Origin of the sequence: Chryseobacterium sp. B21-037, assembly GCF_028570785.1 — a bacterium.
Taxonomy (GTDB): domain Bacteria; phylum Bacteroidota; class Bacteroidia; order Flavobacteriales; family Weeksellaceae; genus Chryseobacterium; species Chryseobacterium proteolyticum.
In genome coordinates this window covers 294,939-318,735 of the sequence record NZ_JALGCB010000001.1, presented here as the reverse complement: position 1 = coordinate 318,735, position 23,797 = coordinate 294,939, and the positions used below count along the sequence as shown (strand labels likewise).

The 23,797-nt window shown below is 36.8% G+C and carries 15 protein-coding genes; 3 read left to right on the top strand and 12 right to left on the bottom strand.

Features of this window, described 5'->3' with window-relative positions; translation table 11 throughout:
• Nucleotides 1–14: 14 nt before the first annotated feature.
• A complete protein-coding gene (locus MTQ00_RS01380) occupies nt 15–569 on the bottom strand; it encodes a CopD family protein (protein WP_172277528.1) in 555 nt (184 codons plus the stop codon).
• A gap of 141 nt (nt 570–710) precedes the next feature.
• Nucleotides 711–1,907, bottom strand: coding sequence for a glycine C-acetyltransferase (gene kbl / locus MTQ00_RS01375; RefSeq protein WP_172277525.1), 1,197 nt, complete (start codon nt 1,905–1,907; stop codon nt 711–713).
• Nucleotides 1,908–2,067: 160 nt separating this feature from the next.
• On the opposite strand from kbl, the gene MTQ00_RS01370 reads away from it, so the two are divergent.
• On the top strand, nt 2,068–2,937 hold the full coding sequence (locus MTQ00_RS01370; protein ID WP_273647432.1) for a cupin-like domain-containing protein: 870 nt from the start codon (nt 2,068–2,070) through the stop codon (nt 2,935–2,937).
• Nucleotides 2,938–3,104: 167 nt separating this feature from the next.
• On the opposite strand, the gene MTQ00_RS01365 is transcribed toward MTQ00_RS01370, so the two are convergent.
• The gene (locus tag MTQ00_RS01365; RefSeq protein WP_273647431.1) at nt 3,105–3,680 is read right to left on the bottom strand and encodes a dihydrofolate reductase family protein; all 576 of its coding nucleotides are present in this window, start codon (nt 3,678–3,680) and stop codon (nt 3,105–3,107) included.
• A 163-nt stretch (nt 3,681–3,843) separates the two neighbouring features.
• On the opposite strand from MTQ00_RS01365, the gene MTQ00_RS01360 reads away from it, so the two are divergent.
• The gene (locus MTQ00_RS01360) at nt 3,844–4,125 is read left to right on the top strand and encodes a helix-turn-helix domain-containing protein (RefSeq protein WP_273647430.1); all 282 of its coding nucleotides are present in this window, start codon (nt 3,844–3,846) and stop codon (nt 4,123–4,125) included.
• Between the two features lie 42 nt (nt 4,126–4,167).
• Here the strand turns inward: MTQ00_RS01360 and MTQ00_RS01355 are convergent, their stop codons facing one another.
• The 7 genes from MTQ00_RS01355 to priA form a co-directional block, all read right to left on the bottom strand.
• Nucleotides 4,168–4,467 carry a hypothetical protein gene (locus tag MTQ00_RS01355; RefSeq protein WP_123275965.1) on the bottom strand — a complete coding sequence of 100 codons (300 nt, stop codon included), beginning with the start codon at nt 4,465–4,467 and terminating at the stop codon, nt 4,168–4,170.
• Nucleotides 4,468–4,625: 158 nt separating this feature from the next.
• Entirely contained in the window at nt 4,626–8,195 is a 3,570-nt protein-coding gene (locus MTQ00_RS01350) for a DUF6443 domain-containing protein (RefSeq protein WP_273647429.1), read from the bottom strand.
• A gap of 11 nt (nt 8,196–8,206) precedes the next feature.
• Entirely contained in the window at nt 8,207–11,449 is a 3,243-nt protein-coding gene (locus MTQ00_RS01345) for a hypothetical protein (RefSeq protein ID WP_273647428.1), read from the bottom strand.
• A gap of 13 nt (nt 11,450–11,462) precedes the next feature.
• Nucleotides 11,463–13,088, bottom strand: a complete 1,626-nt coding sequence (locus MTQ00_RS01340) for a T9SS type A sorting domain-containing protein (protein WP_273647427.1) — start codon at nt 13,086–13,088, stop codon at nt 11,463–11,465.
• Between the two features lie 240 nt (nt 13,089–13,328).
• Nucleotides 13,329–15,257 (bottom strand): M1 family aminopeptidase, encoded by a 1,929-nt coding sequence (locus MTQ00_RS01335; RefSeq protein WP_273647426.1) that lies wholly within the window; start codon nt 15,255–15,257, stop codon nt 13,329–13,331.
• 84 nt (nt 15,258–15,341) lie between these two features.
• Complete coding sequence (gene dacB / locus MTQ00_RS01330) at nt 15,342–16,814, bottom strand: D-alanyl-D-alanine carboxypeptidase/D-alanyl-D-alanine endopeptidase (RefSeq protein ID WP_273647425.1); 1,473 nt, start codon at nt 16,812–16,814, stop codon at nt 15,342–15,344.
• A 162-nt stretch (nt 16,815–16,976) separates the two neighbouring features.
• Nucleotides 16,977–19,424 (bottom strand): replication restart helicase PriA, encoded by a 2,448-nt coding sequence (gene priA / locus MTQ00_RS01325; protein ID WP_273647424.1) that lies wholly within the window; start codon nt 19,422–19,424, stop codon nt 16,977–16,979.
• A gap of 104 nt (nt 19,425–19,528) precedes the next feature.
• On the opposite strand from priA, the gene MTQ00_RS01320 reads away from it, so the two are divergent.
• Complete coding sequence (locus MTQ00_RS01320) at nt 19,529–20,278, top strand: sulfite exporter TauE/SafE family protein (RefSeq protein WP_273647423.1); 750 nt, start codon at nt 19,529–19,531, stop codon at nt 20,276–20,278.
• Here the strand turns inward: MTQ00_RS01320 and MTQ00_RS01315 are convergent.
• Both MTQ00_RS01315 and MTQ00_RS01310 read right to left on the bottom strand, forming a co-directional pair.
• The gene (locus MTQ00_RS01315; RefSeq protein WP_273647422.1) at nt 20,275–21,186 is read right to left on the bottom strand and encodes an AEC family transporter; all 912 of its coding nucleotides are present in this window, start codon (nt 21,184–21,186) and stop codon (nt 20,275–20,277) included. The two genes, MTQ00_RS01320 and MTQ00_RS01315, sit on opposite strands and share 4 nt — an antisense overlap.
• A gap of 118 nt (nt 21,187–21,304) precedes the next feature.
• Nucleotides 21,305–23,785 carry a beta-mannosidase gene (locus MTQ00_RS01310; RefSeq protein WP_273647421.1) on the bottom strand — a complete coding sequence of 827 codons (2,481 nt, stop codon included), beginning with the start codon at nt 23,783–23,785 and terminating at the stop codon, nt 21,305–21,307.
• Nucleotides 23,786–23,797 lie beyond the last annotated feature (12 nt).

Below are 23,797 nucleotides of genomic sequence, written 5' to 3'. Positions count from 1 at the left end.
ACGATACCCTTTTTCTATTGTTTCTTTTTTTTGTTTTTATTGACCAGTTTCACGGTCATCATGATTAAAAATACAAGAACGAAAAATCCGGCAATTAATTGCCACCAGTACTCAATTACTGAAGATTTCAGAATAACGGTAAAAACGACGAGGAATAAAATGAATGTGGCAATCTCATTCGCCTGTCTCAGTTTTATGTTAGCTGTCTGTAATGTATTTCCGTGAAGTGCTTTTAATTGAAGAACTTTTTTCCAGCACCAGTAATGGTAGATCGCCAGACCGACAAGAAATGTTAGTTTTAAATGAAACCAAGGCATTTTCATCAATCCTGTATTGAGAAAGATCATCACCAGTCCGCAAACCGCCATGATCACTCCTGCAGGAACTGTAATGATATTCCAAAGCCTTCTTGCCATGAAGGTATACTGTTCTCTTAGGATACTTTTCTTTTCTTCAGAGAATTCATCGGTATCTTTATAGTAAACAAATATCCTGACAAGGTAAAAAATCCCTGCAAAATAACTGACCATAAAAATAATGTGCAGCGCTTTGATTATTGTGTAAAGCATTTTAAAAACTTTCTATTTTTTATAAAACAATACGATACCATACTTCCGTCTCTCACTTCAACCTTTGAAATAACTTTGGGATCATCAGCCACAAAAACAGCCGAACAATCCCAAGTTTTCAATTCTTATTTTTTAATATTTTTAAGAGATCACACTAAGCTCTTTCCCCACTTTTTCAAAAGCAGCAATAGCTTTATCCAGATGTTCTCTGGTGTGAGCAGCAGAAAGCTGAACCCTGATTCTTGCCTTTCCTTTAGGAACTACAGGATAGAAGAAACCAATTACGTAAATTCCCTCGTCCATAAGTTTCTCTGCCATTTTCTGAGCCAATGGCGCATCATAAAGCATTACCGGAACGATCGCAGCATCTCCGTCAGGAATATCGAAACCTTTAGCTTTCATTTCTCTTCTGAAGTATTCTGCATTTTCCATCACCTGATCACGAAGTGATGTGTCAGCAGAGATCATATCCAACACCTTCAATGCTGCACCTACAATACCCGGAGCTAATGAATTGGAAAACAGATAAGGGCGGGAACGTTGTCTCAGCATATCGATAATCTCTTTTTTACCCGAAGTGAATCCTCCTAAAGCTCCACCCAGTGCCTTTCCTAAGGTTGAGGTGATAATATCTACCCGACCCATTACTTCATTCGCTTCATGTGTTCCACGACCTGTTTTTCCAATAAAACCAGTTGCGTGAGAGTCATCTACCATTACCAAGGCGCCATATTTATCCGCAAGATCACATACCCCTTTCAGGTTAGCTACAATTCCATCCATAGAGAAAACCCCATCGGTAACAATGATCGTAAAGCGGTGATTTTTTTCAGAAGCCGCTTTCAGCTGAGCTTCCAGATCCTCCATATTATTGTTTTTATAACGGTATCTTGCCGCTTTACAAAGACGAACCCCGTCAATAATCGATGCGTGGTTCAGTTCATCTGAAATAATAGCATCCTCCTCGGTGAATAGCGGTTCAAAAACACCACCGTTAGCATCAAAACATGCTGCATACAAGATCGTATCTTCCAATCCTAAAAACTGAGCGATCTTCTCTTCCAGCTGCTTATGAATATCCTGGGTTCCACAGATAAAACGAACGGATGACATTCCATATCCGTGAGAAGCGATCATATCCTGGGATGCTTTCATCACTTCAGGATTATTAGAAAGTCCCAGATAATTATTAGCACAGAAGTTCAGCAACTTTTTACCGTTAGCTTCTATTTCCGCACTCTGTTGGGAAGTAATGATTCTTTCTCTCTTATAAAGCCCGTCGTTTTCAATATTTTTAAGCTCGTTCTGTAAATTTTGAAGATATTTTTCAGAGATCATTTTTAGTAATTTTTTAGATGCGCTAATTTAGTAAAAAGGCGGTAAACTATCCTCTTTTATGATTCTTATTCTAAAAAATTGAGCAGAAACATTCATTTTAACAATTAGTCTACTAATTTAGTAGGATAATAATTTTATATTTGTCCTTTAAATTCTAAAAATGAAGTTATCATCTGTACAAAAAGTTAGGAATATACCATCAATAAATTTTCTGAATCTCTACATGAAACCTCGCCTTCCGGTTATAATCGAAGATTTTGCAGATCCAGAAAGCCCGGCTTTTAAAAAGTGGAGCTATGATTATTTTAAAGAAATAGCAGGTAATCATAAGGTCAATATTTATGGCAGTGACCTTGAATCTTTGGATAGGGTTGCGAGTAAACCTATCGCTCAGAGCCATTTTTCTGAATATCTGGACCTGATCAGCACAAAACCAACAGAACACAGGCTTTTTCTTTTTAACCTGCTCACTATAAAACCTGAAATGAAAAGTGATATCCACTATAATGATGTTACCAATGGAAAAATTCTAAAGTGGCTTCCCTTTATGTTTTTTGGTGGTAAAGGCTCCATTACCAGAAGCCACGTTGATATTGATATGTCCCATGTTTTCATCACCCAGTTTCAAGGCATTAAAAAGATATGGCTATTTCCCTGGGAACAATCCAGTCTGATGTACAAATTACCTTATAATTTTCACAGTTTAGCTAATATTAAGGAACCCGACTATCAAGAATTTCCTGCTTTAAAGTATCTAAACGGTTACGAAGCCGTTATCCATCCCGGAGAAACACTTTATATCCCTTCCGGGTGGTGGCACTATATCCAATATGAAACAGAAGGATATTCCGTCTCTGTCAGAGCTCTTCCTTCCAGCTGGCTCGAAAAATGGAGAGGATTTAAAAATCTGGTCATGATCAGGCATTTTGATAATGCTATGCGAAATTTATTTAAAGAAAAATGGTTCGACTTTAAGGTAAGAAAAGCCCACAGAAAAGCAAAAAGAGCAGTTGCAAGGATTCTGAAATAACAAAAAAGACTGTCTCAAAATATCATTTTGAGCGAATATATGATGAAGGATATAAAATATTTGTTCTTATGATATTTTCCGTCACGCTTAAATTGAGAAAAGATAATTATCTGAATTTTGAGACAGTTTCATTATTTCCGTATCCAACTTTTCTATTTGTATATAAATTATTCATTTTCCCTAACCGGAAGATATTTATTAAATATTTTTCCACTTTTAAGGGCAAGAGAACTTTCCAGTTGTAAAACTTTCCGGCCATTAAAAATAGGAAGACCTTTTCCAATTGCCACCGGATTCACAACAATATAATATTCATCAACAAGATCCTGATCGATCAGCGAGCTTACAAAATCAGCACCACCATACACAAGAATATCTTTTCCCTCCTCCTTTTTAAGAGCTTCTACTGAAGTTATAAGATCATTATTATCTACTTCCAGATTTCTGCCGGCTATATTATTTTCTGTCCGGCTAAAAGCAATTTTACGCATATCAACGATCAGTTTTGCTAAATGGTTGGTAGGATGATCAGGCATATTATCTGCCACATTTTCCCAGTGATCAATGAATGGTCGTGTCATTTTCCTTCCCAGTAAAAGTGTGTCACTGCTCTCAGCAAGATCAACGATTTTCTGAAATCCCACCTCATCCGGCGGGCTTAGCCATACCCAATCCTGCTCGCCCTCCGGTCCGGCTACAAAACCATCGATAGTCATCTGCATCTGTAATTTTAATTTTCTCATAGTAATTGTTTTTGGTGATTGTGTTAGTGTAAGTTGTTATTCAATGTATTACAAATTTAGTGTTTTTCTGAAGTAAGAGAGTTGTCATTTTTAAAACGTAATAAAATTAGTTTTTTAAGTAACATAGATTTTGCTAAGCATCTTAAACAGGTAGAATAAAAAGATGTCGCAGGAAGGCATGGCTAAGCTGGGAGGTGTTAACGGTGCTGTCATTGGTAGATATGAGCGTGAGGAAGTAAAACCATCTATTGAGATGGCCACTCAGCTGGCACAAGCCCTGGAAGTGTCTATGGATTATCTTGTAGGGTCTACGGATATTCTACTGGATAAAAATATTGTCGCTAAAATTTTAGATATACAAAAGCTAAAAGAGAACGATAGACAACATGTCTTCGCTCTTCTTGATGCTTTTCTAAAACAAACTAAGCTGCAAAGTATTTTATAAAACAAGAAAGCCACTCAATCGAGTGGCTTTCTTGTTAGAAAACTATCCAATAGTTTCCTGAACATAATCATCAGATTTATAAAAGTCTCTTAGCTTTTGACCACAAAATGGACAATGATTTATAACCATTTTTTTAATACTAAAATCAGTGATCAGTCCACTATAACCATCAGTGACAAAGTAAGCCTTATCAAAAATATCTTCTATTTTTTTATTATATAATTCAGCTTCTTTTTCAAGAAATTTTTCACTATATTTTACTATTCTAAAGTTTAATCCCATTGTTTTTTCACCATTATAGCGAAATTCAAACTTTTCACAACAAAATTTTTTATTATTCATAATTTTAAGTTTTAAGGATTATGTGGTACAGCTTTTTCATTAACTGCTTTTACCAGATCTTTTCCTTTAAATAAATATTCAGTAGATATTGTATTAGAGCCTGTGTGTATACCCGTTTTATATTCCAACTCACCAGTCTTTTCCAACATATATAGCCCTCAATTACTCAAATCATACTGCATAACCTGTCCGCCATTTTTAATATAAGTCCCTGCTACTGCTGCATCATCGGTAAGAAATAAAGCACTGCTTCCAGCTTCAGAACCAGTTGTTCCTCTAAATAAAGTTTTTGAAGGATCAAATTCACTAGTAGAGGTTAACATTTTACCATAGTCTACACCTTCAGAAGCTCCTGCTACAGCTTTAGCTGCTGTTCCTCCTGCTTTTGATGCTATATTTCTCACGAGGCTTGTTGCTCCTTCTGTTGCTACAGCCATTCCTCCTTCTATCACCGCTGTTCCAAGTGCCTTTCCTGCAATCTTACCTGCAACTGTTGCATCTCCTTTTTTTACACTTGCTCCAGCAATTGCCGGCAATGCGGCTACTGATGCCATTAGATTGGTTGACTTTGAAATACCTGCTTTTAGAGCCCCACCTGGATTACTTGCTAAAGATTTAGCAGATTCTATAGGGTGAGTTACCACTTGCTTAACACCTTGATAAGTTCCTGCTGCAACACTTTTTGCACCTTGATACATTCCAGAATAATAAGTTTTAGCAAGATTCCACAAATTACCACAACATCCCTGAGTTTCTCTTCCATCAGGGTCAATAAACATGATAGGATTATCGTAGGCATATGTATAAGGATTCCATCTTCTTGAAGTTTCAGCCAGCGGGTCAACCACACCCCATCTCCCGATATCTGGCATATACATTCTCGCTCCGTAATCATACATACCCGTTTCCTGAAGCTCCTTGCCATTGTACTTGTAATTCTTATAAGCACTTGGACTAAAAAAAGAGAATCCCGTTTTTAAATGGTTCATCCCAAATGGATAATAATCATTAGCATCTGTAATCTCAAGAGCGCCTGTGCTGTTTCTTACAAAACTTATCCTTACATTTCCTAAATGATCTTTATACTGGTAAATATACTGATCTTTTCCATAATCATAAAATCCTTCTGCGGTTGGGAAAAACTGAAGCTCAGGATTCTTTGCCCCTAAACCGGGAACAACATTTAAAGTCTCTGCAGAATAAGCCTCCATTTCCAAAGCCTTGCTCGTTTCCAGACTAGCAGCAAACATTTCCGTACCTCCTCCATTATTTCCGGATCCTGTTATATTTATATATTGAAATCCATCAAGATAATCTGTAGTTTCCGTAGAAGAAGTCGTGCCTGTTATTCCAACAAGTGTTTTTACGACTTGTTTTCTCAACTTTGTCCCATCTGATCCGTACTTGGTTGTAATATCAGTATATGCCTGACTTGAACCAATAGATATTGCATTGGGCAGATTTAAATAATTATACATTATTCCATTGATTTGTTTATCTGCCATATTGATCATATTCCCATTAACATCATATCCTATAGGAAGTCCTGTTGTCCCTTCATAACCAGTCTTGTTACCACTGTTATCTTTTATGGTAGTAGCCCGGTTTCCTGAATAAGTATATTCTAAATCATCAATTTTTGTAGCAATTGTCCCTTGCAGAACTGAGGTTCTATAAAGATTGGTGATATTTCCATTCAAATCATACGTTAAAGATTCTGTATTTTCTTTGCTGTTGGGGTTATTTGGATTTTGATAATATCCTGCTGTTAATCTGTTCAGCTTATCATAAACATATCCGTATCTCTTAGGAGTAAGAGAAGGATTGGCTCCGATTGTTTCCACTGCCCTCCAATCTACTTCTGCAATATTCCCATTGTATTTTGCCTCAACATTCTTTCCGGAGAATAAGATTGGGTCCGGATTAGTGATTCCTTCTTTCTGATTGTATTTGATTCTATAAGCAAAAAGTTTCCCTCCTAAATCAGCTACAGACATCTGGTTTTTATTGATATCTGTCAGCCAACCTCTGATATTGTAATTGTAATCAATGCTTTGGAGATTGTTTCCTACTTTTTTATTGCTTAACTGCGAAAGTTCATTATAGGTATTGTCCGTTAATAATTCTTCGGGGTTGCTATCTACCTGATGGAAATGTTGTTTTAGCCTGTTTCCATTATCATAAACAAAACGTTCTTTTATTTTGACTTCTGTTTCAGTTGGAGTTCTTTTATGATAAGTATAACTTTCTGTTGCTAATCCTGAAAAATCAAGTTTAGACTCCTTATTGGTGTAACCTTCTAAATGATTAGTAGTTTTTGTAGCAATCTGCCTTCCTTTGAAATCATAATAATGATATGTTTTGGTCCATTTATCATCTTCTATATTTTTTAGATAAGAAGCTGTTTTCAAACTTTTGGTAGAAGTTGTATTACCGGTTCCAAATGTTGCTAATAAAACATACTGGTCAAGAATTTTTTCAGGAATAACGGAAGGAGCATCACGCGGATAAGAATCATAATAGTTTACTGATAAAACAACAAAATTCGATGTTGGATAGGCCAGCTTATCATAGTAAATATCAATTCCCTGTTGATTAAAAAAGGTTGAAGTCCTTTTTTCATTATTGGAAGTATTTGTGGTTAAAGTATTTAGCGTATTCTGTAAAGACTGCCTTGTTGCAGTGCTGGAAAAGAATCCAGTATAAACAACCCTATTAAACTCATCATACTTAGTAAATATCCAGCCTTTACTGCCAAAGTTATTGTTTACAGTCCCTAAAACAGCATCCTGGTAAAGTACTACTCTGTCTTGTTTGTCATAAATGGTCAATTCCCAGCCTTTCCCAGGAAGCTTTTTTTCAACTTCCCTTCCTTGCCCGTCATAGCGGTATTGGTAGCACAGTGTATTTAAAATATCAGCAGTAACTTTATTTGCATTTTGCACAATTTGTTGTACTGCTTTTGGAGGGATGACAAACGCTTTTTGCCCATAGTCATTATACACATAATAGGTATCAATATTTTGTGTTCCATCTGTTCTTCGGATAAGAATCGTTTGTCCGCGACCATTGGTAAATTGAGTTACAGGATTTCCATCTTCATCCGTTATTGTATTTTTATAAAAACTACCCTGCCCATAGAATCCAAGGCTACCTACAGGTAATGCAGTTGAAATAGTTGTAACATTACTAACTGTGCTTGTTGAAGTAGTAGTGACAAACTTTATAACCTCATTTGCAGCATTAGTGCCATAGCTGAATGTTTGCGTATGTCCTGCTCCAAGTTTCCAGGCATCACCAGGATTTGCCTGTTGTAAAACCCGATCTAAAGGGGATTTTTCAAGCTCTTTCTCACTGTATGCATTGGATGCTCCGTAATAAGAGTTAGCGGTATTTTCATTGGTAACTCCAGAATGAATATTCCCATTCAATGTGTTAATTGGAGTAGGTAGAATATTTTTTGTCTGTCTTCCAAATTCATCATAGGTGACTGGAGTAACCATATCCTTGCCAGAAGGAGTTGCTTTAATGTTAACTATTTGTTTGGCTCTTCCTAATCCATCAAAGTAAGTAACTGTTTCTGATGTTTTTGCATTTGTAGTTGCGGGATCTGCTAAATAAGTTTTAGAATACACATAGTTTTCTGAATTACTCTGTGCATAAAGCGCTCCAGTTACAAACACTAACCCCAGCAATAACCACTTTTTTGTTATTAAATATTTATTCATATGTTGTGTTTTTATGGTTTGTAGTTGTATTTAAACTCTTTTACTGTTTTTAAAACATAAGTTCCTGTACTGTCTTTTTCTCTTATTCTTACTTCCTTTAACCGGTTTGCAGTATCGTATACATAAACCTCTCTTATTCCTGATGGTTGAGTAATACTTCGTACTCCAACTAGTGGATCATAAGTATATGTAGTAACCTGATAATTCGTTAAAGCAGAATTTTTTCTAAAATTATCTAAAGCGAGTAAAAATGATGTTTCATCATTATTTGTTATTGTTGCTGCTGCGTCTGTATTGGAAGGATTTACAATAGAGTCAATTAATGATTGTGATATATCGGATAGTTTTGCACCCTCTATTTTAGCTATTGGCTGTGTTTGGTTATATCCCCAGATAATTGTCGTTGGCACACCTTCTTTTGTTGTGTATTGCTGAATATTTCCCTTTGAGTCATATTTGTTATAAGTAATCTCTACGGATGGGGTATTATTTACTACATCATAGGATTTTACAGACAAAGGCAATACTAAACTACCAGATTCTGTGGTGGGAAGTGAAGTAGGGTAAATGGTTTCCTCTTTGGAAGACATTTTTGTAACAGTACCAAAAGTTTCCTTTGTTTCAGTTTCTAATGGAATACTCACCATATTTTTATCAATCAGTAACTGATTTCCTTTTTCGTGGGCATAACTATAATTTGTTTCATTAATTGATGCATCAGTAAAAGTTGTTTTTTGTTTATTCAGCTGATAATGTGATGGATTAGTATAAAAGTATTCCGTCTTTGTTTCGGTGGGAGTACCGTTAAAATATTCTGTTGTTTTTTGTGTTTGTAAATAGGTAAATCGGCTGATGTTTTTATAGTATACAACATCCATATGTGGATAATCAGGATCCCAGGTAGCATTATTATTACCATTTGTGGCAAGTGGTTGATAAATTTTACGTCGGTTGATACCCCCTAAGTAAGAAGTTCTGGTCGGATCCTCTGTATAAGTATTTTCGACAGTTTTCAGGGTGGTTCCACCATTGTCTTTATAAACTGTTAATAACTCTTTCCCATTCTTCCACCCTGAGTTAGTCCAGGGTGCCGAGATAATCGGGCCTCCTTTAATAGGATTGCCCGGATAGTCAATTTCAGCACTAAATTGATGGATGATTTTTCCGTTTCCTTCAATTTGCTCTTCCACCGTATCATAAAAGATATTGGGATTGAAAGAAAATAATCTGCCTATATTGGATGAAGTGATAGCAATATACGTGGACATTGTAGGCAGCGAATTTAAAGATCCTATACACAGCGATCCTGCTCCCCTCTCTTCAATAAATACAGGTTCTCTTGTAATATTTGTGGAGTAATCCCCATTAGCTCTTATATAATTATACTTTCGGGTTATAGGAAGCCCATCATTAGGAGTATCAACGGTTGATGCAATTCTATAACCACCTTTTAATACATCTTGCAGTTCATATCGATCATCCTCGTTATAATAATAAATCTGAGCATAAGCATTACAACAAAAACCCATTGCTGTTAGTTTAAATTTCAAAGGCTGATTCTTTACACCATTCACAATAATCTGACTACTGTTATTTAAACTTGAATCCAGGTTTGCTATCAAATTACCTGCCTGATCCCGTACTTCAAGATGCCCTTCCTGCTTTCCGGTTTCTAAATCGGGGCTTCCCTGACAATTTCCATAGGGATACAAATAATTGGAAAGATTAATCTCAACAGGCCCTGTTTTCTTGGGCGTTATAATAAGTTCTTTAGAAGTAGAAAAGTCATTTTGGGGGGTAAACGTATTGATTTGAACATTGGTTTTCACTGCCGGAATCAAGACATTCTCTTTTCGTATATGGTTTTCATAATTAAACAAAGTATTACCTCCTGTCGGATAAATCACCGTTTTTAAAAGTCCATAATATCCTACCAATTTATTGACAGCTTGATTGGCTCCATTATATTGGGGCGCAGTAGGATCAGTACTTACAAATAGCTGCGGAACAAGACTATTGTTGTTCATACCATTATAATAGCCCCACATATCTCTGGAAAAACTTAATCGCGATGGCAATATCTCGGGACTATAATAGGTGAATTTGTGTGATGAATTATTTTTATTATCCCACACCTCCGTTAAGAAAAGCCTTGACGCACCGGTTGTCGTATAATTAAAAGTATAATCATCTATAACTATGGCATTATGATACTTTTTAATATTATTGAGTTTCGAATAATCTCCGCTTTGTGCTGAATAAGTAAATACAATCGAGTTATTATTGGAATCATATATTTTTTTAAGCTGTTTACCCATTACATACTGTTCTGAATCTGCAATGAGACCCAGATCTGGGAATATAGTATATGGTTTAAGAGGACAATAGGCGAAGCCATTTGCATCGTAAGTCAAATCTCCATACTTATATTGCGGTTCTTTAGTATAGGTCATTGTTTGGGATTGCGAAAGAATCGTGGTATAACTTACATCCTGATATTCCAAAGTGAGAGTCTGACCACTGGTCGTAACGACTGAGGTTAAGTACCAGGATTGTATATACTGTTGCGGTGGATTATTGTTTCCAATGTTAAGTGTTCTGTTTTGTACACGTTCGATAGCTTCGAAATTATATTTAACTCCATTATCCAGCGTAATTGAAAATGAGCTTCCATTATTATTTCTGGTAATCTTATAATCTTTCTGATCTATCATGACTATTTTACCCGTTTTGCTGATCAAAAATTTCACATTATTGCCTGCAAAATTGGCGGTGTATAGATCCGGCTCAGAATCAAAATCATCGTTATCACATAAAGTCAGAAAATCGTTTAGCTCAGTCGCAAAATTTTCTGTTAGCGGAACGTCCTTATTACCAAAACTACTATCCTCATCTGCCTTATCTCTTATGGTTCTGGTGATCACTCCACCAGAAATAAATGTCCAGCCTAATCCTACAGATCCGTTCATTTCATCGATATTGATTCCATTAGAGGAATAACTTAAAGAAATGGGTATGCTTGTCCCATCAACTGAAAGCTCCGTAATGGGAATATTAACGTTGGGGGCACCTGTAAACATGCCGATAGGGATGTTACCATATTGGCTAAACTTGAATGATTCAGGACTGGTAGGCGATATTTTGGGAATGTGTTTACCCGCATTATTTGTATTGGTTGTATAATCCTGATTACCACTCTGACTATACAATAGAGCTGAAAGAACAATTCCAGCTAATGTTAAAGTTTTTTTCATTACAATTGTTCTTTTATTTCTTAATCAATTTAGCATTAGCCGTTTTATTCGTATCCGTCTTGATCACCACCAGGTAAGCACCTTGTATCAACGGCTGTGTATTAATCTTTGTCACCTTATTCTTGGTTTTTAGATTCTGAAGCTGTCTTCCTCCCATATCATACATAGTAATATCCGCTTCCCTGAAATCAAAGCCTATTTCTACATAAGCATAATCTGATACCGGATTCGGATAGATCTTGATATCTTGTTTTTCAATTAACTGATCCAGTTGCTTGTCTCCCAGCTTCACAATCTTCCAGTTCTCCTTCCCGAATTCCTCTGCACTGGTTCCTGCTAAAATGATAGAACCATCCCTGTTCAGCTTAATATCCGATAATCTCTCCTCTCTCTTTCTGGTTTCTCCCTTTACATGCTTTCTCCACTGTTCATTTCCATTATGGTCCAGATACAACATCCAGAATGTTTCATCATCTGTTTCTATTCTTCCTTCTGCCTGAGTATATCCACCCAATAAAATTCCTTTGGTAACCTCTTGATTCCTGGCTCTTGATTCCTGGCTCTGTATCACACTCATACCCATCAAAACATCCCTATTTTTGAAGTTGTAGGATTTCTGCCACTGTTCATCTCCTCTTTCATTTAAAGAAACCAACCACAAATCTGTTCCTTCTTCTATTCCTACTGTCTTGTTTCCGGATCTCTCACTTCTGGATTCTCCTCCGATGAGATAACCGTTTGAAGTTAAAGCCAGTGTTCTTAGATGATCATCTCCTTTTCCTCCTAAGTTCTTTTCCCATTCTACCTTTCCTTCTTTGTTTAGTTTTATGATCCAGTAATCTCCTTCACCAAAGTTTTCAGTGGTTTTTGCATAGCGGGATACGGAATTCGAGGTTCCTGTAGCTGAGTTTTGATTTCCGGAATCGGAAACACGAAACTCGGAGCTTCTTGAATAGATTCCCAGAAGTGCTCCTCCGTCTCTTGTGGGGATCATCTTTTCCACTTCGTCTAATCCTCTTCCCCCTAAAATAAGTTGTGAGAGTTCTTTTCCGTTTTTATCGAGTCTGATAACCAGGATATCTTTTGAACCATAACCTTTGGAAGCATTCTGAACATTTCCTGCTACAACAAATCCTAAATCTGTGGTTTGGATAACTGCCCTGGCTTCTTCATCAGCACTTGTTCCCAAGGTCTTCTGCCACAATTCATCTCCAAATTCATTAATTCTAATGAGCCAGATATCTGATCCTCCTTTCGAATCATCTTTTTTATCTATTCCCTTTCCGGAATATGAGGTTCCTGAAATTAAAAATCCTCCTTCCTGGGTAGCTACGGTAGAAGACAAATAGTCATGATTGTTTCCTGAGAAATATTTTTCCCAAACCTGGTCTCCCTGTTGGTTGAGTTTCACCAGATGAAAGTCGTAACCATTATTTTGCTGGGTGCTTCCTGCATCCTTCTTTTGATTTGCTGCCTGTATGACACTTCCTGTTATCAGATACTGCTGGTCAATTGTTGTGGTTACCTGGCTCAGGAAATCCTGTGTGGAAGATTTAATATCTTTTTGCCAAACCACTTCCTGGGCCGATAGCCCGGAAATAATGCACGTAGAAAGTACACTGAAGTAGAGTTTTTTCATGCCTTGTGTTTAATTGTTAAATTCATTTTTATAATTGCCGTAAAAGTAATCTTTTTTATCTCACAACGAAAAGACTTATCGAAAATTTTTGACTTCATCTTTTTCATTTGTACAAAGTTAGCTTTGAATTGCGACAAAACTCGTCGCTTAAAAAAGTTTATAATCTGATTCCACATAAAAACCGGTTTATTCCATGTATTTTAGAATAAACCGGTTTCTTGATAATGCTGATATAAAAAATTACTCTTTCACAAATTTCACATTTCTATCATCGATTTTAAAGATATATACTCCGGGAATAAGCTCAGCAATATGGATAGACTTTCCGGGTTGATATTTTCCGGATCTTACCAACTTACCGTCTATGGAATAGATGACAAATTCTGCTGATTTTTCCATTCCTTTGAGATAAAGTTCATTTTTAGCCGGATTTGGATATAGTGCAAACTGATCTTTTTCAATATTTTCAACGCTCAGGCTATTATCTTTTGCTACAGTAGAATTTCTTTCTAAAATCTGGTATTCATAATTGAACTGAACATTGGCAATCGGGAACGGTACCGGTTCTACAAAATATTGATTATTTGAGGTATTGTTTAAAGTAAGATAAGCGACCTGTCCTGCTGTTCCGTTTACCTTTATCGGAAGAGGCATTTCATAAAAGCTTACGGAAGAATTACTTTGAGTCTGGCTAACTTTAATCGTAATGGTTTGATTAGAAGATTCCCTCCATCTGATATCATAGGTAGGATACCCTTCACCATACACCCAATCACTGAAAAATCCCGAAAAATCCTTACCGGTAGATTGTAGTAAAGAAGCCGTAAGATCTGCTGTTTTAGCGTAGCTGTAGGCTAAGTTGGGTCTGGAATGATATTCCTGAATTGCCTGATAAAAAGCAGCGTCTCCTAAGATCCATTTTAGCATTCTCAGAATATAGCCTCCTTTCGCATAAGATAATCTTCCACTGAAAATAGCCCCCTGATTCCCTAGGTTAGCATCAGCAACATAAGTACTTCCTCCTGGCGAACTGGTAATATAATCTTTCTGACCTGATAAGTAATTCATAAATTCAGGTTGGGTCATCAGTAACTTTTCATTGGCAAGATGCTCCCCGAATGTGGCAAATCCTTCATTCAGCCAGATATCATTCCACGAACCACAGGTTACTTTATCCCCAAACCATTGGTGAGCCAGCTCATGAGCTATTACACTTTTTCCCCAGGAACTCATTGAAGACATCGTCTGATGCTCCATACACACACCTCCGTACTGAAACTCCATATGTCCATACTTCTCATTACGGAAAGGATAAAGTCCGAAATAAGTTTCAAAAGTGTTCATGATCTGTTTGGTCCATTCTATATTGGACATTACTGCCGTATTATTTACAGTTGTAGGATATACATAATTTACAAAAGGGAAAGGTGGATTTCCCATAGTATCATTAAGCTTAACAAAATTAGTGATAGCAAGGGCTACTAAATATGCACTGGTTGGGTACATTGTTCTCCAGAATGTCAGCTTTTTATTATTCGGAAGTGCTGTCTCAGACATTAGCTTTCCATTGGCAGCTACGTTATACTGATTTGGTGTTGTAATTTTAAAATCAAAACGGTCAATTTTATCATTTAAACTTTGTTTTGTCGGAAACCAATCCTGCGCGCCATAAGGTTCACTAAGGGTTGAGAGAATAAGCTCCCCGTTTTGGGAACCGGTGGAAAAAGCATTATTTGCCGTATCCGGTGGGCCTGCATACTGTATTGTTAATGAATCAAGCACATTCGCAGGAAGGGAGGAAGGGAAGTCAATTTTTACCTCTTTCGTGGATAATTGCTGAAAGGTCAAATTATTTCCATGGTATTTCACTTGGGAAACCGTTAAGGTATTTGCCAAATCAAAATAGATACTGCTCATGCTTTGATTGGGCTTAAAATGTGATGTTACCGAACCAGAGATATTGTAAACTGCAGGATCCAGGCTTACATCCATCCTCTGGTACTGCAGATCATAGTTTAATGTGTGGGGATTAATATTGGGTGCCGTCATCTTTTGGGCAAAAGTTTTCATCTCTTTTGCTATTAATCCCTTCATTTCAATATTTTGATTCTGACTATGCAATAATCCAAATGAAATAATGCATAAAACTACAAGATAAAGTTTTTTCATTTTTATTTTTATAATAATGACCAAAGATAAAAAAAACCTTCTAATCATTGATTAAAAGGTTCTTATGATATTAAATAAATATTTTTAAAGGTCTAATGCCGGTTCCAGCAGCCTTTCCATTCTTTTCTTCACCATATCTACGGATCCTGCATAGTTGTTAACCATCAGTGAGAACACAAGGGTCTTCCCGGAATTGGTTTTCATATACCCTGCCAGAGTTTTTACTTTATTTAAAGTTCCTGTCTTAGCAAATATCTGTCCGTTTCCTGTTCCGATAAACATTCTCTTTAATGTTCCCGATTGTCCTCCTACAGGAAGTGAAGTCAGGTAAGCTTTATAATACTTTTCATCCATTAATGAAGTTAAAAACTTCGCCTGTGAAATAGGAGTAACGGTATTGCTTCTTGAAAGCCCACTTCCGTCCATATAGTTTAAACCATTGATATCAAAAGCATTTTCTTTCAAGTGAGTTGTTACAACAATTCTTCCTGATTCTGAAGTCTGATCTCCCAGTTTCTGGAATCCTACTGTTTTTAACAGTGCTTCTGCTAAAGAATTATCGCTATGCTGGTTGGTGTAATAAATAATATCGCTCAAAGTCGGAGATTTGTATGCTGAAATCAGCTTTCTGCTCTCCGGCATAGGATCTGTCATTTTCGGAGTAACTTTTCCACTAACTGCAATTCCACTTTTCACCATGGTCGCCCTTAAAGTATTGGCAAGATATGCCGGGGCATCAGGTAGCTTAGTGGTAAGAACACCATCTCCTTCATATTTATCCGCATATACCATCTGATTGGCATAAGGAGATACATAAAAATACTTTTTCTCAGTAGAGAAATTACCTGATTTCTTTACAATCAGTTTTTCATTAGCCGGATTAATCTCACGGGTGGTTCCAACCGGTAAATAATAGTTGTTATTTTCCAACCAAACAACATTTTCCGGAAGTCTTGAAATATTACCTTTGAAAAGCGCTGTCTGGATGATAATATCGCCATTTACCCTTTTGATTCCTTCGTGAGAGATTCCACTAAGAAAATCTGAAACAATCTCTCTATAGGATAACGCTCCGCCTTTGTTTGTTCCAAGCGATGGATCCCCGCTTCCTACGACATAAAGATTACCATTTAAAACCCCGTTTTCATCTATACTTCCTGAGTATTCCAGCTGAGTCATCCAACGATAGTTTTCTCCCAACAGATTCAAAGCTGTTTCTGTGGTCAAAAGTTTTGTTGTAGAAGCAGGAACCAAAGGAGTGTTTTCATTGTATGAAGAAATTACTTTCTTTGTTTTCGGGTCGTACACTACAAATCCCCACGATGCATTTTTCAGCACAGGATCGGAAACCAGAGTGTTTACATTAATATCTACGAGTTCTTTAGCCGACAGAATTGTTTTCTCCACAACAGAAGTTATAGGAGAAGGTAAGTTTAAATTCGTTTTCTGATTGTCATAAGCTTGAGAGTAAAGAACGGTAGAAACGGTAGATTGAGCAAGGAAAAACCCAGAAGCCAGTACCGCTACGCTTGAAATATATTTTCTGAAATTTACCATCTATCTTAGTTTTGTTTCTATGTCTGGAAACCATAAAAAACGATTCATAATAATCATCCAATAAAGGCACCAAACAATTAATCAACGACCAAAAGTAGAAAATATTGTTAGAAATCAGACCATTATAGTCTGATAAAAGGCTATAAAATTTGTTAAAAATTGTTAAAAATCCACGAAAACGTCTTTTTTGATACTCTGGTAAGCAGTTATTTCATCAAAATCTTTTAAACTTAGCAAAACCTGTTCTTTGTATTTTTCATAGTTTTTTCCACGGGGAAGTTTGAGTAATATCTGGAACTGATACAGATTATTAATCCTTGCAATCTGAGACCTTTCCGGACCTAAAACACATTCTTCCGGAAGGTATTTTCTTAGAACAGAACCCAGAAACTGGGAAGCCCTGTTTACTTTATCTTCTCTCCTGTGTTTCAGCTCAATCATAATAAGCTTTGTGAAAGGCGGATAATGGAATTTCTGGCGCTCTTTTAAAAAATAGTAGTAGATCTTGGAAACCTTATTCATTTTGATCAGCTGAAAGACTGAATGCTCAGGATTAAATGTTTGAATATAGATTTTCCCTTTTCCAGACACCCGTCCTGCCCTTCCCGCAACCTGGGTAATCAGCTGGAAGGCCCTTTCTTCAGCTCTGAAGTCCTGTACATATAATAAAGAATCCGCTTTAGGAATAGCGACCAGTTCAATATGATCGAAATCCAATCCTTTTGAAATCATCTGTGTGCCCACTACAATATCAGTTTCCCTGTCTTCAATCTTTTCATAAAGTTTTTCATAGGCAAATTTTTTCCGCATGGAATCGACATCCATACGATCTACCTCGTTTTCAGGAAATAATTTGGAAACTTCTTCATGGATCTGTTCAACACCAACTCCTCTTTCATTCAGATTCTCTGAATGGCATTTCGGACATACTTTAGGCCTGGAAGCCCGTTGTCCGCAATAATGGCATTTCATTTCATTCGCAGCCTTATGATATGTCATTACCACATCACAATTGGAACAATAATTAACATATCCACAGGATTCACATTCCAGAACATTGGCATAACCACGGCGGTTATGAAGTATAATAGCCTGATTCCGCTCTTCCAGTACTTTTTTTATTTCATCGATCAGTTGTAACGAGAAATTTCCTGAAACTTTTTTAGAATCCTGAGCTTCTTTAAAATTTATAAGTTCAAATTCCGGCAACTGAACATTTCCGAATCTTTCATTAAGGAAAACATATTTCATTTTCTCCTTACGGGCTAGATAATAGCTTTCCACGGAAGGAGTGGCAGAACCTAAGATCACACGGGCATCATAAAAATTACCAAATACCAGGGCAGAATCTTTTGCATTAAAATAAGGGGAAACCTCCCGGGCTTTATAAGCAGAATCATGCTCTTCATCTACAATGACCAACCCAAGATTCTGGTAGGGCAGAAACAGTGCATTTCTTGTTCCTATAAGGATTTGGATATCATTATTTTTGATTCTTCTCCAGACCTCTACTTTTTCAAAATCCGTTAGCTTCTGGTGATAGAAGCCCAATTTCCGACCGTATTTTTTTTCAAGCCTCTGCGTAATTTGTTTGGTAAGAGAAATTTCAGGAAGCAAAAACAAAACATTTTTGCCCTGCTGAACACACTCCTCTATCTTCTCTAAATAAATATGGGTTTTTCCCGATGAAGTCACCCCATGAAGCAGTACATTTCTTCTTTCTTCAAAAGCTTCATCAACTGCCTCTTTTGCTTCTTTCTGAACCTCGGAAAGCGCTTCTATTTCTTCTATTTCCCCATCATAACTTTCCAGCCTGTCTTTTTGCAGATAATATTCTTCGATGAAGTTTTTATCTACCAGAGGCTTTAAATGGTAATGCCCAAACACTCCATCTTCAAAAAGATCTGACTTTTTAATAAAAGTATCCGGATTCTCAGTCTGATGTGATAAAATGAGAAGAAAAAGATCCTTTTGCTTAGGTGCTTTGTTCAGTTTTCCGAGAATTACAGTAAGACTTTCATTGTTTAAAAGTTCTTCGTTGATCCTGACATAAGCAACTTCTTTCGCTTTGTATTTTTCGCCAATCTTTTCATCAATTTCAATGTATTGAAGATCAATCAGCGAATTGATTGTTTTTATAATATCTTTTTTAGGAATAAAAGCTTCAAGATCTGTAAGATTGATAAGTTGCCGGACTTCAAGTGCTTGAATGAGATACATTTCATTAACATCCAGGTTTTCAAAATCAACTGTTACGTTCGGCTTTAATTTCAGATATGTTTCACTTTCAAGCTTTAATGAGGAAGGAAATGCAAAACGATAGATTTCACCCAAATTACAAAGGTAATAGGCAGAAAGCCAGTTCCAGAAACCGATCTGCTCCTGGGGCAAAATAGGAGATTCGTCCAGAATACTGATGATTTCCCTTGGAATAAACCCTTCCGGTTCTGTATCATGAATTTCAAAAACAATTCCTGTGTAGATTTTTTTTCCACGAAACGGAACTAAAACCCTCATTCCGGTTTGTAGTAACGGCATTAGCTCTTCAGGCACTTTGTAAGTAAAAGAACCTTTTAAATTTAATGGTAAAACAATTTGGGCGTATCGCAAGAGAAATGATTAAAGTGTAAAATTAAATCATTCTTCACAGAACTGCAATTTTTTATGAGTTGTTCCCCATTTTGTAACCTATATTTGTTATTCAATTTTGATTCATGGAAAATTATATCCTGCTTTTTTTTATTGGACTCCTGGCCGGAGCGATTAATGCAGCAGCTGGCGGTGGATCATTTATTACATTTCCCGCACTTATATATGCCGGTGTTCCCCCGATTCAGGCCAATGCTTCAAGTACCGTTGCCCTGTTTCCGGGAAGCTTAGCCAGTGCATGGAAATTCAGAGAATATATTAAACCTTTCCCTGCTATTTCAATCGTAGCGATGATTATACTGACTCTGCTGGGAGGTTGTACCGGAGGTCTGTTATTGCTATATACACCATCCAGTGGATTCAATCTGGTGGTTCCATGGTTGCTTCTGTTAGGTTCCATGGCTTTTGCATTTGGGAGACAGGCCGGTAACTGGTTGAGAAAGAAAATGCATATCGGAGCGGGATTAGTACTGGGTGCTCAGTTTCTTTTAGGAATATATGGCGGTTACTTTGGCGGAGCCGTAGGAATAATGATGATGGCCGTTTGGGCGTTATTCGGTTTATCGGATATTAAAGTAATCAATGCCAATAAAACCCTGTTTACAGGAATTGCCAATGCGGTAGCTGTTGTACTTTTTATTTTTGCAGGGAAGGTTTACTGGCCGGAAACCTGCACCATGATGGTTGCCACAATTTCAGGAGGTTATTTTGGAGCTCATTTTACAAAAAAGCTGGATCCTGTAAAACTGCGTACAGGAATAGTTATCTTCAATTTCCTTATTACTGCGGTTTTTTTCGTCAAAACTTATTTTTAATTAAAAAATATTTCAATTATTCTATACCAGATAGCGGTTGTTAAGAATCCGACGATAATACTGAATCCAATGGTTAAATTCGTGAGTTTGGTATTCAGCCTGAACTGTTCGGCAATAATACTTGAAGTTACAAGAGTAGGCATTGCAGCTTCGAAGATGGTAATTCTAGCAATATCTCCTTTAATGCCTGAAAGCAAAGCCAGTCCCAAAACAATCGCCGGTGCCAGAATCAGCTTATACAGCATAGATACAGACATTTGGGGAATGAGTTTTTTCCAGCCATTAAATTTCAACTGTAACCCCACGGAAAACAAAGCTAATGGACTTACTGTCGCAGCTAATTTATCAAAGAAGGGCTCAGCAGCTGTAAAATCAATAAACTGAGAGAGGATCAGCGCACTGATACAGCCAATTAACGGAGGAAATGTGATCAGTCTTTTCAAAATGAATACCGCACTTACTTTCCCCGACCTGCTACCTCCTTTTACTGCGGCAATAATTCCCAAGGTAGAAAGACTGAAAAACATAGTCTGATCACAAATAATAGCAATGCTTAAAAGGCTTTCTCCATAAAAAGCACTTATTAAGGGAAAACCGATAAAGGAAGTATTGCTGTATCCGCTAATAAGCTCCATTGTACTTTGTGAACGCCTTGAATAACCTTTTTTCTTACTATAAACCGACATAAACACAAAACTGAATACCGCAATAAGGAATGTCGCCACAATAGGAAAAAGCATTTCCAGTGTCCAGTGAACTTTAGGTAAATATTTAAATGAAACGGCAGGCAGGGCCAGGTAAAGAATCCAGGTATTAATTCCTTTATGGGCATCCGGATGAATTGACTTGGTTGATCTGAATACCATTCCAGCCAAAATACATACCGCTATCAAAACAAAATTCACCATAATTGTGTCTAAATATGTTGCAAATGTAAGATTGATTTTTCAGCCGGACATAGAAATTGAATCGATTTTTAACCGAAAACTATGCATGGACTATCTTTTTCTCTGGATTTTACTATAATCAGGGATTAATGGCGTCCCATAAACTCATCACTTCTATTTTATCCAATGGCTTTGAAAGTTTAATACGTCTTGGTTTTTTAGGAAGCAAATCAAAGAAGTTATCACTGAAATGAGTATCTCCCATCAGATAAATATTTTTAGTTAAAACATCCGTAGATATTTCGATCTCTGAAGAAGATATTTTTTTAATATGTACCGCAGGTTTTGAGAGCTTCAGATCTTTAGGCTTTACAAGGAAATAAGTATTTTTTGCTATTTCTTTGTTGCTTTTATCATTTAAAACCACATTTAGAAATACTTCGTTCCTGGAAAACCGGCCAAGTATCTTTTCAATTTCTATCGGATCAAAGGATATAATATCCTTTAAATTCCTGTTCCCGGAATGAATCCTGTTAATAATCTCCCCTTTAAATGTGGTTACTTCTATGGTTGCACTTACACCGTTCAAGTCCTGTGTAAGATCGTTAACAGCAAATAAATTCAGTTTATTGTCCTTTTCTTCTGCCAGAATAACCTGCTGCTCAAAACTCCTTTTGACCTGGTAGTGCAAAGCTTTCCAATTTCCGGAATAATCGATAGAAGACCAGGAGACCACAGGCCAACAATCGTTAAGCTGCCAATATAACGTTCCCATATTATAAGGTTTTGCTCTTCGATGTGCTTCAATAGCGATTTGCATTCCACGTGCCTGCAGCAGTTGTGAGATGTAATTGTATTTTATAAAATCAGCAGGTACAGGATAATCCCGTTCCATATATGTATTGATGATTTCCCAACCTCTTGCATGCTTTTCATGTGCTTTTATAGTACCATTATTCAGATCGAGTTGAGGAGTCCCTGAAAACATAGTTTTCGTGGTTCCAAGACTTGGCATTCCCTGAAATCCATATTCAGACATGAAACGCCCTACTTTTTCATTATACACTTCAAAGGGCTGTTCACCCCACCACACGCCCCAGTAATGAGAGTCACCTTCTGTAAGGCTTTCCTTATGGCCCCAGCCGATCGATGGCGAGCTTGGCCAATACATATTCTTATCAGAGGCCAGTTTTTCTTTTAATGTGTTGGGAATTAATTCATGAAAGACCTTTCTGTAATCTTTCCAAACCTGCAAAGAATCTTCTTTCGAATATTTAAATTGTTTCTGGTATCCCCAGTTGACAATAGCTTCGTCTACTTCATTGTTTCCACACCATAAAGCTATGGAAGGATGATTCTGCAAACGGGTGACCTGATCTTTTACCTCCTCTTTTACATTGTTCAGAAAATCCGCATCAGAGGGATAAAAACTTCCCGCAAACATAAAATCCTGCCACACGAGAATTCCATTCTCATCACATGCCTTATAAAACTCATCATCTTCATAAATCCCACCACCCCAAACGCGGATCATGTTGATATTTGCCTCTTTGCAATCTTTTATCAGTTTCTGATATTTTTCTTTCGTAATCCTTGGTGAAAAGCTATCTGCCGGAATCCAGTTCGTCCCTTTAATGTATAACGGTTGATTATTCACCTTAAAATAGAAAGACTTCCCTTTTTCATCCTTTTCCTGAACCAGTTCTATAGTTCTGAATCCCGTTCTAAGGCTTTTTGCATGAATCTCTTTTTCTCCTTTTAAAAGATTAATTTTAAAATCATAAAGATTGGCATCTCCCCAACCATTTGGCTGCCAGATTTTCAATCCATCGATTTGATAGGGAAATCTTATTTTATTTTCACCTTTTCCAAGAGAAAAGGTCTTTTGGGAATTATTGATTTTTAAGGCATAATTACCTGGTGTCTGTACTTCGATATCAACTTCAAAGCTAAAATTACCTTTAGGTTCCGCTGATACATTTTGCAAATCCTTTATGCTTTTAATCTTAGCATCATTCCAGAAGTCAAGTTTTACCTCTTTCCATATTCCTGCCGTAACCAATCTCGGCCCCCAGTCCCAACCAAACTGATACTGTGCCTTTCTAACAAAGCTTCTAGGGCTTTCAGGCATCGTGAAAGGAACTTTTTGAGCCAGCTTTTTACCTTCTTCTACAGCAGATCTGAATGAAATCTTTAGAATATTGTCGCCCTGTTTCAGATAATTTTTAACAGGAATACTCCATTTTCTAAACATGTTATCCGTCTTCTGAAGAAGTTTTCCATTAAGGTAGATTTCAGAAAAGGTATCCAGGCCTTCAAATACAAGATCTATATTTTGATTTTTCAACTCGTGTGATGAAATTTTAAAACGGGTCTGATAATCCCAGTTTTCATTTTCTACCCATTGGACTTTTTTCTCATTTTCATCTTTAAATGGATCGGGGATCAATTTATTATCCATCAAATCCTGATGCACGGTTCCCGGTACTTTTGCAGAAAGCCACTGAGTTTCTTTTGAGTTTTTAAACTGCCATTTTTCGGATGATAAACTGCGCTCAGAAAATTGTGCACTAAGAAAATTGTGAATAAGAAAAAAGGTAATAAGTATGGTTTTATTCATTGATGAGTTTAT

Bases quoted from the DNA above. Each gene is read 5' to 3' on its own strand.
- MTQ00_RS01345 (WP_273647428.1), bottom strand. From the start codon at position 11,449: ATGAAAAAAACTTTAACATTAGCTGGAATTGTTCTTTCAGCTCTATTG.
- MTQ00_RS01360 (WP_273647430.1), top strand. From the start codon at position 3,844: ATGTCGCAGGAAGGCATGGCTAAGCTGGGAGGTGTTAACGGTGCTGTC.
- MTQ00_RS01335 (WP_273647426.1), bottom strand. From the start codon at position 15,257: ATGAAAAAACTTTATCTTGTAGTTTTATGCATTATTTCATTTGGATTA.
- MTQ00_RS01365 (WP_273647431.1), bottom strand. From the start codon at position 3,680: ATGAGAAAATTAAAATTACAGATGCAGATGACTATCGATGGTTTTGTA.
- MTQ00_RS01355 (WP_123275965.1), bottom strand. From the start codon at position 4,467: ATGAATAATAAAAAATTTTGTTGTGAAAAGTTTGAATTTCGCTATAAT.
- MTQ00_RS01350 (WP_273647429.1), bottom strand. From the start codon at position 8,195: ATGAATAAATATTTAATAACAAAAAAGTGGTTATTGCTGGGGTTAGTG.
- MTQ00_RS01315 (WP_273647422.1), bottom strand. From the start codon at position 21,186: ATGGTGAATTTTGTTTTGATAGCGGTATGTATTTTGGCTGGAATGGTA.
- MTQ00_RS01310 (WP_273647421.1), bottom strand. From the start codon at position 23,785: ATGAATAAAACCATACTTATTACCTTTTTTCTTATTCACAATTTTCTT.
- MTQ00_RS01380 (WP_172277528.1), bottom strand. From the start codon at position 569: ATGCTTTACACAATAATCAAAGCGCTGCACATTATTTTTATGGTCAGT.
- kbl (WP_172277525.1), bottom strand. From the start codon at position 1,907: ATGATCTCTGAAAAATATCTTCAAAATTTACAGAACGAGCTTAAAAAT.
- MTQ00_RS01340 (WP_273647427.1), bottom strand. From the start codon at position 13,088: ATGAAAAAACTCTACTTCAGTGTACTTTCTACGTGCATTATTTCCGGG.
- MTQ00_RS01370 (WP_273647432.1), top strand. From the start codon at position 2,068: ATGAAGTTATCATCTGTACAAAAAGTTAGGAATATACCATCAATAAAT.
- MTQ00_RS01320 (WP_273647423.1), top strand. From the start codon at position 19,529: ATGGAAAATTATATCCTGCTTTTTTTTATTGGACTCCTGGCCGGAGCG.
- dacB (WP_273647425.1), bottom strand. From the start codon at position 16,814: ATGGTAAATTTCAGAAAATATATTTCAAGCGTAGCGGTACTGGCTTCT.